The organism is Chromobacterium aquaticum (genome assembly GCF_021129195.1).
GTDB lineage: Bacteria > Pseudomonadota > Gammaproteobacteria > Burkholderiales > Chromobacteriaceae > Chromobacterium > Chromobacterium aquaticum.
The window spans coordinates 25,461-36,184 of the sequence record NZ_JAJOHW010000045.1; the positions used below are offsets into that span (position 1 = coordinate 25,461).

A 10,724-nucleotide genomic window follows, 5' to 3' on the forward strand; every position below is an offset into this window, starting at 1 on the left:
CAAGGCGCCGCAACGCGGCGCCTTTTTCAATCAGCTGCCGGCGTCGGCGAACTCGTCCATCAGCAAGAAAGTGCCCGCCTGCCGCTGCCGGCTGTCTATCTGCGGCACCAGCCGGCGGAAATGCTCGGGCTGGCAATGCCGGTCCAGCGCCGCCCGGTCCGGCCAGGTTTCGATGAAGACGAAATGGCCGGGGTCTTTCTGATCGATGAACAGCTCATAGCTGATGCAGTCCGGTTCTTGCCGCGTCTTCGCCACCAGTTCGCGATACAGCGGCATCACCTCGGCCACGCGCTCCGGTTGAATAAAGTCCTGGGCGATCACTTTCAACATCCCGTCCTCTCCGTTTCTCTCATCGCGCGGCCTTGGACTAGCCAGCGCGCCTGCCCCAAAAAAAAACAGCGCGGACGGGAAATCCCGTCCGCGCCGCGTATTGCGTCCGCCCTGCTCGCGCTAGGCTCGCCGCCGCCAGAAGTAGCGATAGACAAAGCCCGGAAACGCGAATACCAGGAACAGCGACACCGTGGTCACGTAGAACTGCCAGTTCTGCGATTGCACCGGCATCAAGCGGCTCTCCAGCAAATAGGCGAAGCCGCCCACCAGCAGATACAGCGCCATCAGCTCGAGCAGGCGCCAGCCAAAATGCTTGTCGGCCACCTTCAGCACCCCGCCCACTTTCTGGGTCAGGAACGGCAGGTTGGCCGCCGCCAGGGCTACGAGGAATAAAACGATGACGCTGGATTGCATGGTGGAATGACCTTTAAATCACGGTGAGCGATTGACGCACGACTTGCACGCACAATTCCAACGCGCGCTCCGGCAGCAGGCCGATGAAGAGCAAGGCCAACGCGTTCAGCGACAGCACCAGCTTCATATCGCCGCGCACCACGATGTCGCTGCGGTCTTCCGCCTCGTCGAAATACATCGCCTTCACCACGCGCAGGTAGTAGAACGCGCCGATCACCGACATCAGCACCGCGAAGATGGCCAGCTTGATCATGCCTATGTCGACGATGGCCTTGATCACCGCGAACTTGGCGTAGAAGCCCACCAGCGGCGGGATGCCTGCCATGGAGAACATGGTCAGCAGCATCAGCAGCGCGTACCAGCTGTTGCGGCTGTTCAGGCCTTTCAGGTCGTCCAGCTTCTCGCACTCGAAACCGGCGCGCGACAGCGCCAGCAGCATGCCGAAGCTGACCAGCGACATCAGCACATAGCTCAGCGCGTAGAACAGCGCCGCCGAATAGCCGACCTTGGTGCCGGCCAGCACGCCCAGGAGCAGGAAGCCCATGTGCGAGATCGTCGAATAGGCCAGCATGCGCTTGATATTGGTCTGCACGATGGCGGTGATGTTGCCGATGGCCATGGACAGGGCGGCCACGATCACCAACATCATCTGCCAGTCAGCCACCAGCGCGTCCAGGCCCTGGGCCAGGATGCGCAGCGTGAACACGAAGGCGGCCAGCTTGGGAGCGGCGCCCACCATCAGCGTCACCGAGGTCGGCGCGCCGTGGTACACGTCCGGCACCCACATATGGAACGGCACCGCGCCCAGCTTGAAGGACAGGCCGGCCACGATGAACACCAGGCCGAAGATCAGCAGCACGTCATTGGCCTTGTGCGCGGCGATGGACTTGGCGATCGCGGCCAGTTCCAGCGAGCCGGTGGCGCCGTAGATCATCGAGATGCCGTACAGCAGCAGGCCGGAGGCCAGCGCGCCCAGCACGAAGTACTTCATTGCCGCCTCGGTGGCCTTCACCGACTCGCGCTGCAGCGCGATGATGGAGTACAAGGCCAGCGACAGCAATTCCAGGCCCATGTACAGGGTCAGGAAGTGCGAGGCCGACACCATCAGGTTCATGCCCAGCAAGGCGAACAGCGCCAGCGAGAAATACTCGCCCTTGAACAGCTGGCGATCGGCGGTGTACTGCCGGCTGTAGATCAGCACGATGGCGGTGACCGCGTACATGGCCAGCTTGACCACGCCGCCCATGGGGTCGGCGACGAACATGCCGGAGAACGTGAGCACCGGCTGCGCGGTGAAAGTCATCACCTGCGCCACCGCCGTGCCCAGCAGGGTCAGCAGCGTCAGGCCCAGGGTGATGCCGCGCTTCTCGTCCGAGACAAACAGGTCCGCCATCAGCACGAACAGGATCGCGCCGGCGAGGAACATCTCGGGAATCGCGGGTATCAGGTTGAGATCAGCCCAATTCATTGTTTCCATTCCTTCCGCGCTTACAGCTTGCTCTGCGAGACATGCAGAATCAGGTCATTGACCGACAGGTGCATTTTCTCGACGAAGGCTTGCGGGTACAGGCCCATGCCCAGCACCGCTATGGCCAGGATGGCCAGTACCAGGAACTCGCGCTTGTTGACGTCGGACAGCTCCGCCACATGGCTGTTGCCCACTTCGCCGAAGATCACGCGCTTGTACATCCACAAGGTATAGGCGGCGCCGAAGATCAGCGTGGTGGCGGCCAGCGCCGCGTACCAGAAGTTCACCTGCACCGCGCCCATGATCACCATGAACTCGCCGACGAAGCCGGAAGTGGCCGGCAGGCCGGAGTTGGCCATCGCGAACAGCATCATGAAGGCCGCGAAGATAGGCATCTTGTTGGCCACGCCGCCGTAGTCGGCGATGTTGCGGCTGTGCACGCGGTCATACATCACGCCGATGCAGAAGAACATCGCGGCGGAGACGAAGCCGTGGGACACCATCTGCACCAGCGCGCCTTCAACCGCCCACTGGTTCAGCTCGGAACCGGTGAACAGGAACAGGCCCAGGGTGACGAAGCCCATGTGCGAAATCGACGAGTAAGCCACCAGCTTTTTCATGTCGGACTGCACCAGCGCCACCAGGCCGATGTAGACCACCGCCACCAGCGACAGCGCCACCATCACGCCGGACAGCTCGCGCGCGGCGTCCGGCAGAATGGGCAGCACGAACCGCAGGAAGCCGTAAGCGCCGATCTTCAACGTGATCGCGGCCAGCACCATGGAGCCGCCGGTAGGCGCTTCCACGTGGGCGTCCGGCAGCCAGGTGTGCACCGGCCACATCGGCACCTTCACCGCGAAGGACAGGAAGAAGGCGACGAATAGCAGGATCTGCACCGTCAGCGGGATCTTGGCGATGTCGTGGAAAGCCTGGATGTCGAAGGACTTGCCAGCCTGGAAGTACAGGTAGATCAAGGCCACCAGCATCAGCAGCGAGCCGAGCAGGGTGTAGAGGAAGAACTTGATCGACGCGTACACGCGACGCGGGCCGCCCCAGACGCCGATGATCAGATACATCGGGATCAGCATGCCTTCGAAGAAGACATAGAACAGGATGGCGTCCAGCGCGGCGAAAGCGCCGTTGATCAGACCGGACATGATCAGGAAGGCGGCCATGTACTGCGCCACGCGCTTCTGGATCACCTGCCAGCCGGCCACCACCACCAGCAAGGTGGTGAAGCTGTTGAGTACGATGAACAGCATCGAGATGCCGTCCACGCCCAGGTGGTAGTTGATGCCGAGGGACTCGATCCACGGCTTCATCTCGACGAACTGCATGCCGCCGCTGAGATTGTTGAATTCAGTGAACAGCGGCAGCGACAGCAGGAAGCCCGCCAGGGCCCCCGCCGCGGCCAGCCAGCGCGCCAACGCGGCCCGCTGATCGCCCCCTGTCGCCAGCACCAGCAACCCGGCCGCTATCGGGGCCCAGATCACCAGAGTCAATAGATGTGTGAACATAGTCAAACCCATTTGTTATTCCAATCCCGGAGCCCGGGCTCAACGCCAGATCAGCGGCCAGAACCACATCGTCATCAGCGCCAGCACCCCGATGATCATCGCGGTGGCGTAGCTGTAGATGAAGCCGGTTTGCGCGCGGCGGATGAAGCCGGAGAAAGTCGCCACCAGTTTGGCGGTGCCGTTCACCAACAGACCGTCGATCAGCAACATGTCGCCCACCTTCCAGAAGAAGGTGCCCAGGGCTCGCGAGCCCTTGGCGAACACGGCGAAATAGATCTCGTCCAGGTAGTACTTGTTTTCCAGGATCTTGTTCACCAGGCTGAACTTCTGCTTGATGGCGGCCGGGATTTGCGGCGCCTTCATGTAGAAGAACCAGGCGGTGGCCACGCCGGCCAGCGCCAGCCACAGCGGCAGCGTGCTCAGCGAATGCACGCCCATGGCGGCGGCGCCATGGAACTCGCGGGCGATCTCTTCCATCGCCGGATGCAGCTCATGGTTGACGGTGATCACGCCCTTGAAGAAGTCGCCGTACAGCAGCGGCTCGATCGCGAAGTAACCCACCAGCACCGACGGAATCGCCAGCAGCACCAGCGGCAGGGTCACCACCCACGGCGACTCGTGCGGCTTGTCGTTCGGACCCAGGCCATGGTGATGGTCGTGATCGTCATGGCCGTGATCGTGATGATTGTCCTTCTTCTCCATCCAGCGTTCCTTGCCGTGGAAGACCAGGAAGTACATGCGGAAGGAATAGAAGGCGGTGATGAACACGCCGGCGATCACCGCGAAATAAGCGAAACCGGCCGCGGACAGATTGGACGCGTGCACCGCCTCGATGATGGAGTCCTTGGAGTAGAAGCCGGAGAAGAACGGCGTGCCGATCAAGGCCAGCGAACCCAACAGCGAAGTCAGCCAGGTGATGGGCATGTACTTGCGCAGGCCGCCCATATTGCGCATGTCCTGATCATGGTGCATGCCGATGATCACCGAGCCCGCCGCCAGGAACAGCAGCGCCTTGAAGAAGGCGTGGGTCATCACGTGGAACATCGCCACCGAGTAGGCCGAGGCGCCCAGCGCCACGGTCATATAGCCCAGCTGCGACAGCGTGGAGTAAGCCACCACGCGCTTGATGTCGTTCTGGACGATGCCGAGGAAACCCATGAACAGCGCGGTGATGGAACCGGCGACCATGATCACGTTCAGCGCGGTGTCGGACAGTTCGAACAGCGGGCTCATGCGCGACACCATGAAGATGCCGGCGGTCACCATCGTTGCCGCGTGAATCAGCGCCGAGATCGGAGTCGGGCCTTCCATCGAGTCCGGCAGCCACACGTGCAGCGGGAACTGCGCCGATTTGCCCATCGCGCCGATGAACAGCAGGATGCAGGTCACGCTCAGCAACGACCACTCGGTACCCGGAATCAGGCTGATGGTCTTGCTGGCCAGCGCCGGAGCGGCGGCGAACACGTCGCTGTAGTTCAGCGAACCGCCGAAGTAGGCCAGCACCAGGCCGATGCCCAGCAGGAAGCCGAAGTCGCCGACGCGGTTGACCAAGAAGGCCTTCAGGTTGGCGAAGATCGCGGTCGGACGCTTGAACCAGAAGCCGATCAGCAGGTAGGACACCAGGCCCACCGCTTCCCAACCGAAGAACAGCTGGATGAAGTTGTTGCTCATCACCAGCATCAGCATCGAGAAGGTAAACAGCGAGATATAGCTGAAGAAGCGCTGATAGCCCGGGTCTTCCTGCATATAGCCTATGGTGTAAATGTGCACCATCAGCGACACGCTGGTGACCACCACCAGCATCATCGCGGTCAGCGAATCCACCAGGAAGCCCACCGAGAACTCGTAGCCACCCACCGTCAGCCAGGTGTAAACCGGACCGTTGAACACTTCAGCCTGCCCGGTCAGGAAGGCGTGAAGCACCTTGAGCGAAAGCGCGGCGGACAGCGCCACGCCGGCTATCGTCACGACGTGCGAAGCGCGCCGGCCGATGGCCCATCCAAATAGGCCTGCAATGATGGAACCCGCCAGCGGGGCGAGTGCAATCAGCAGGTATAAGCTCTTCATATCCATGCTTGTGTGCTTTGTGTAGGTTCCGGTTTGCCTTAGCCTTTGAGGCTGCCCAAGTCTTCAACGTTGATGGTGCGCAGATTGCGGAACAGCACCACCAGGATGGCCAGGCCAATCGCGGCTTCGGCCGCGGCCACCGTCAGGATGAAGAATACGAAGATCTGGCCTGCCGTGTCCGACAGGTAATGCGAGAACGCGATGAAGTTGAAATTCACCGCGAGCAGCATCAGCTCGATGGCCATCAGCAGCACGATCAGATTTTTCCGGTTCAGGAAAACGCCTAGCACGCCGATGGCAAACAGGATTGCGGCCAGCACCAGGAAGTGAGTCAGTGTCAGCACATTTCCTCCCTTATGTTGATTGGCCGTCAGGCCTGTTGCTTACCGGAGTCGGCCTCGGAGGCCTCCTCCACCGTGGATTCTTCGGCAGGCTGTTCAGCCTGCATCTTGACCAGACGCACGCGGTCATTGCGCTTGACCTTGACCTGCAGCGCCGGATCGATAGCCTTGGTGTCCTTGCGGCTGCGCATGGTCAGGCCGATGGCGGCCACCATGGCCAGCAGCAGCACCACCGCCGCCACTTCAAAAGGCAGCAGATAGGTGGTGTACAACTGGCGGCCCAGCACCTTGACGTTGCTGAAGTCTGCAGCCAGCGGCGCCGCGGCCTGGTAGGCGTCCAACTTGGCGCTGGGGCTGGCCAGGATCATCGCCATCTCAAACACCATGATGATGCCTACGGCGGCGGCGATCGGCAGGTTCTTCCAGAAGCCCTCGCGCAGTTTCTCGATGTTGATGTCCAGCATCATCACCACGAACAGGAACAGCACCATCACCGCGCCCACATACACCACCACCAGGGTGATGGCCAGGAACTCGGCTTCCATCAGCAGCCACAGGCCGGCGCTGTTGAAGAAGGCCAGCACCAGGAACAAGGCCGCGTGAATCGGGTTCTTGGCCGTCACCACGCGGATGCCCGCGAACACCAGGATGGCGGACAGGACATAAAAGACAAACATTGTGAAGTTCATGACCCCCCCTTAGCGATACTTGGCGTCGGCCGCCTTGTTGGCGGCGATTTCCGCCTCGTACTTGTCCCCGATCGCCAGCAGCATCGGCTTGGTGTAGTACAAGTCGCCACGTTTTTCGCCGTGGTATTCAAAGATGTGGGTTTCCACGATGGCGTCCACCGGACAGGCCTCCTCGCAGAAGCCGCAGAAGATGCACTTGGTCAGATCGATGTCGTAGCGCGTGGTGCGGCGGGTGCCGTCGTCACGCTGCTCGGACTCGATGCTGATCGCCATCGCCGGGCACACCGCCTCGCACAGCTTGCAAGCGATGCAGCGCTCTTCGCCGTTGGCGTAGCGGCGCTGCGCGTGCAGACCGCGGAAGCGCGGCGAAATCGGCGTCTTCTCTTCAGGAAACTGGACCGTGATCTTGCGGGCGAAGAAGTAGCGGCCAGTGACCATCAGGCCCTTGACCAGCTCCACCAGCAGGAAGGTCTTGAAAAAGTTGCGGATCGAATTCATCTTTTCACCTCTCCCCGTCTCAGTGCCACAAGGACAGCGGGGTCATCATCCAGACGCCCACCACCAGGATCCACACCAGGGTCACCGGGATGAACACCTTCCAGCCCAGACGCATGATCTGGTCGTAGCGATAGCGCGGGAAGGTGGCGCGGAACCACAGGAAGCAGAACAGCACCATCGCCACCTTGAGCGCCAGCCAGAAGAAGCCGCCCGCGCCCAGAATGCCCCAGGATGCCGGGAACGGCGACAACCAGCCGCCGAGGAACAGCAGCGAGGTCAGCGCAGCGACCAGGATCATGTTGGCGTATTCGGCCAGGAAGAAGATGGCGAAGGCCATGCCCGAGTACTCGACGTGGAAACCGGCGACGATCTCGGATTCGCCCTCGGCCACGTCGAACGGCGCGCGGTTGGTTTCGGCCACGCCGGAAATCAGGTAGACCACGAACAGCGGGAACAGCGGCAGCCAGTTCCACGACAACACGGAACCGCCGGCCATGCCCTGCCCTTGCTGCTGGACGATGTCCACCAGGTTCAGGCTGCTGGACACCATCAGCACGCCGATAAGCGCGAAGCCCATCGCCAGTTCGTAGGACACGATCTGGGCGGCGGAACGCATGGCGCCGAGGAAGGAGTACTTGGAGTTGCCCGCCCAGCCGGCGATGATCACGCCGTACACCCCCATCGAGGTCAAGGCCAGGATGTAGAGCAGCGAAGCGTTGACGTTGGCCAGCACCAGCTTGTCGGTGAACGGAATCACCGCCCAGGCCGCCAGCGCCGGGGCGATGGACAACACCGGCGCCAGCAGGAACAGGCCCTTGCTGGAGTTGGTGGGCAGGATGATTTCCTTCATCAGCAGCTTGACCGCGTCGGCGATAGGCTGCAGCAGGCCCAGCGGGCCTACCCGGTTGGGGCCGATGCGGATCTGCATGAAGCCGATGACCTTGCGCTCGGCATAGGTCAGGTAGGCGACGCACAGCAGCATCGGCAATACGATGGCGATGATCTTCAACAGGGTCCAAACCACGAGCCCCGCGTCAGTGCCAAGAATACCTTGCAAGAACTCCATGCTTTACCCCTGGGTGATCTCGATAGCGTCGAACATGCCGCCCAGCGCCAGCGTGGCCGCGTGAGCGGTGGCGATGCGAACCGTGTCCTGCGGCAGGCTGTCGTCGGCGACGATGCGCACGCGCGCCTGGCCGGAACCCTGGCTCAGCAACGCGGTGCTGTCGGCGGCGATGCCCAGCTTCTGCAGCAGGCCGCTGTGGGCGGAAGCCACCGGCTCGGCCGCGTCGCGGGTCTGTTGCAGCGACTCGGCGCGGCGGCAGACGGCGTCGGCCTGGTACAACGGCACTTCGCCGATGCGCGCCACGCCGGCGGTCGCGGCGGCCGCGACGTTCAGCTGGTTCAGCGCGTTGTTCAGACGCGCGGCGATGTCGCCCTTGGCCAGCAGTTCGGCGCGCACTTCCTCGGCGCTGTTGAAGTCGAAGCCGGACAGATTCAGCATATTGCCCAGCACGCGCAGCACTTTCCAGGCCGGGCGGGCTTCGCCCAGCGGACGCACCACGCCGTTGAAGCTCTGCAGCTTGCCTTCCATATTGACGAAGGAGCCGGCGGTCTCGGAGAACGGCGCGATCGGCAGCAGCACATCGGCGTAGTCCAGCAGGCCCTGGCCCTTGAACGCGGTCAGCGCGATCACGGTGGCGGCCTGCTTCATCGCGGCGACGGCGGCTTGCGGGTTGTAGCTGTCGAATTCGACTTCGGTGTTCAGCAGCACATAAGCCTTCTTCGGCTCAGCGATCATCGCGGCGGCGTTGGCGCCCGCGCCTTGCGGCAGCGCGCCCACCAGTTCCGCGCCCACGCTGTTGGCGGCCTCGGACAGCACGCCAAAGCTGGCGCCGCTCAGGCGAGCGATCTCCTGCGCCACGGCCAACAGCTGGCTGAACGCCGGATGGTGCTGCGCCACATTGCCCAGCACCACGGCGGCGGTTTCCGCGCCGCTCAGGCTCTCGGCGATGCGACGCGCCTCGGCGGACACTTGCACCGCGGACAGATCAACGCTGGTTTCACCGCCCTTGATCTCGACCACGGCCTTCAGCACCTGGGCGAAGCCGTTGACCAGCGCCAGCGGCGACACGATCAGCTTGGCGTTGATCTTGATCAGCAGTTCGTCGTCGGCGACATGGATAATGTTAAGCTCGCTGCCCTTCTTGGCCGCGGAGCGCAGGCGCGAGGTCAGCAGCGGCTGTTCCTTGCGCAGCGTGGAGCCAACCACCAGCACCGACTTGGCCGCGGCCAGATCGGAAATGCTGGAACCCAGCCATTCGGCGCCCTGCTTGGCCGCGTCGGCGGCGAAGTCGCTGCGGCGCAGACGGTAATCGATGCTTTCCACGCCGAAGGCGCGCGCCAGTTTCTGCGCCAGATGCAGTTCTTCGGTGGTGGAATGCGGGCTGGTCAGGAAGCCGATGGCGTCCTTGCCGTGATCGGCGGACACGCCGTTCAAGCCCTTCACCACGTAGTTCAACGCGGTTTCCCAATCCGTCTCGTGCCATTGGCCGTCGAACTTGATCATCGGCTGCTTCAGACGCTCGGCCGAGTTCAAGCCCTCGTAGGAGAAGCGGTCGCGGTCGGCGATCCAGCACTCGTTGATGGCCTCGTTTTCCAGCGGCAGCACGCGCATCACTTCATTGCTCTTGACCTGAACAATCAGGTTGGAGCCCAGGCCGTCATGCGGGCTGACCGATTTGCGGCGCGACAGCTCCCAGGCGCGGGTGCTGTAGCGGAACGGCTTGGAGGTCAGCGCGCCCACCGGGCACAGATCGATGACGTTGCCGGAGATTTCCGAATCCACGGTCTTGCCGAGGAAGGGCAGAATCTCGGAGAACTCGCCGCGATGAGCCATGCCGATTTCCTGGAAGCCGCCGACTTCCTCGGTAAAGCGCACGCAACGGGTGCAGTGAATGCAGCGCGACATTTCTTCCGCCGAGACCAGCGGGCCCATGTCCTTGCCCACCACCACGCGCTTTTCTTCCTGATAGCGCGAGGATGAGTTGCCGTAACCCACGGCCAGATCCTGCAGCTGGCATTCGCCGCCCTGGTCGCAGATCGGGCAATCCAGCGGGTGGTTGATCAGCAGGAATTCCATCACGCCGGCCTGGGCCTTCTTGGCCATGTCGGAGTGGGTGTGGACCTTCATGCCGTCGGTCACCGGGGTGGCACAAGCCGGCAGCGGCTTGGGCGCTTTTTCCACTTCCACCAGGCACATGCGGCAGTTGGCCGCGATGGACAGCTTCTTGTGGTAGCAGAAGTGCGGAATGTACGTGCCCACCGAGTGGGCCGCTTCCATGACGGTGCTGCCTTGCGGGACCGTCAGTTTTTTTCCGTCGATTTCGATTTCAAGCAT

General features: G+C 62.6%; 10 protein-coding genes. All 10 read right to left on the reverse strand.

What is annotated here, in order from left to right; genetic code table 11:
- Positions 1-30: 30 nt before the first annotated feature.
- Positions 31-330, reverse strand: a complete 300-nt coding sequence (locus tag LQT98_RS07705; protein ID WP_231461769.1) for a putative quinol monooxygenase — start codon at positions 328-330, stop codon at positions 31-33.
- A gap of 120 nt (positions 331-450) precedes the next feature.
- The gene (locus tag LQT98_RS07710) at positions 451-744 is read right to left on the reverse strand and encodes a DUF2818 family protein (protein WP_048408802.1); all 294 of its coding nucleotides are present in this window, start codon (positions 742-744) and stop codon (positions 451-453) included.
- A gap of 13 nt (positions 745-757) precedes the next feature.
- Positions 758-2,212 (reverse strand): NADH-quinone oxidoreductase subunit NuoN, encoded by a 1,455-nt coding sequence (gene nuoN, locus LQT98_RS07715; RefSeq protein ID WP_231461770.1) that lies wholly within the window; start codon positions 2,210-2,212, stop codon positions 758-760.
- 20 nt (positions 2,213-2,232) lie between these two features.
- Positions 2,233-3,729 carry an NADH-quinone oxidoreductase subunit M gene (locus tag LQT98_RS07720; RefSeq protein WP_048408888.1) on the reverse strand — a complete coding sequence of 499 codons (1,497 nt, stop codon included), beginning with the start codon at positions 3,727-3,729 and terminating at the stop codon, positions 2,233-2,235.
- 39 nt (positions 3,730-3,768) lie between these two features.
- Positions 3,769-5,802 carry an NADH-quinone oxidoreductase subunit L gene (gene nuoL, locus LQT98_RS07725; RefSeq protein ID WP_231461772.1) on the reverse strand — a complete coding sequence of 678 codons (2,034 nt, stop codon included), beginning with the start codon at positions 5,800-5,802 and terminating at the stop codon, positions 3,769-3,771.
- A gap of 32 nt (positions 5,803-5,834) precedes the next feature.
- Entirely contained in the window at positions 5,835-6,140 is a 306-nt protein-coding gene (nuoK, locus tag LQT98_RS07730) for an NADH-quinone oxidoreductase subunit NuoK (protein WP_019102195.1), read from the reverse strand.
- A 26-nt stretch (positions 6,141-6,166) separates the two neighbouring features.
- Positions 6,167-6,826 (reverse strand): NADH-quinone oxidoreductase subunit J, encoded by a 660-nt coding sequence (locus LQT98_RS07735; protein WP_231461774.1) that lies wholly within the window; start codon positions 6,824-6,826, stop codon positions 6,167-6,169.
- A 9-nt stretch (positions 6,827-6,835) separates the two neighbouring features.
- Entirely contained in the window at positions 6,836-7,315 is a 480-nt protein-coding gene (gene nuoI, locus LQT98_RS07740; RefSeq protein WP_196783887.1) for an NADH-quinone oxidoreductase subunit NuoI, read from the reverse strand.
- 28 nt (positions 7,316-7,343) lie between these two features.
- The gene (gene nuoH, locus LQT98_RS07745) at positions 7,344-8,390 is read right to left on the reverse strand and encodes an NADH-quinone oxidoreductase subunit NuoH (protein ID WP_048408806.1); all 1,047 of its coding nucleotides are present in this window, start codon (positions 8,388-8,390) and stop codon (positions 7,344-7,346) included.
- A gap of 3 nt (positions 8,391-8,393) precedes the next feature.
- Entirely contained in the window at positions 8,394-10,724 is a 2,331-nt protein-coding gene (nuoG, locus tag LQT98_RS07750; RefSeq protein ID WP_048408807.1) for an NADH-quinone oxidoreductase subunit NuoG, read from the reverse strand.

What these genes read in the sequence shown, in the direction of transcription:
- LQT98_RS07720 (WP_048408888.1), bottom strand. Translation starts at nt 3,729, where the DNA reads ATGTTCACACATCTATTGACTCTGGTGATCTGGGCCCCGATAGCGGCC.
- LQT98_RS07735 (WP_231461774.1), bottom strand. Translation starts at nt 6,826, where the DNA reads ATGAACTTCACAATGTTTGTCTTTTATGTCCTGTCCGCCATCCTGGTG.
- nuoG (WP_048408807.1), bottom strand. Translation starts at nt 10,724, where the DNA reads ATGCTTGAAATCGAAATCGACGGAAAAAAACTGACGGTCCCGCAAGGC.
- LQT98_RS07710 (WP_048408802.1), bottom strand. Translation starts at nt 744, where the DNA reads ATGCAATCCAGCGTCATCGTTTTATTCCTCGTAGCCCTGGCGGCGGCC.
- nuoH (WP_048408806.1), bottom strand. Translation starts at nt 8,390, where the DNA reads ATGGAGTTCTTGCAAGGTATTCTTGGCACTGACGCGGGGCTCGTGGTT.
- nuoL (WP_231461772.1), bottom strand. Translation starts at nt 5,802, where the DNA reads ATGGATATGAAGAGCTTATACCTGCTGATTGCACTCGCCCCGCTGGCG.
- nuoN (WP_231461770.1), bottom strand. Translation starts at nt 2,212, where the DNA reads ATGAATTGGGCTGATCTCAACCTGATACCCGCGATTCCCGAGATGTTC.
- LQT98_RS07705 (WP_231461769.1), bottom strand. Translation starts at nt 330, where the DNA reads ATGTTGAAAGTGATCGCCCAGGACTTTATTCAACCGGAGCGCGTGGCC.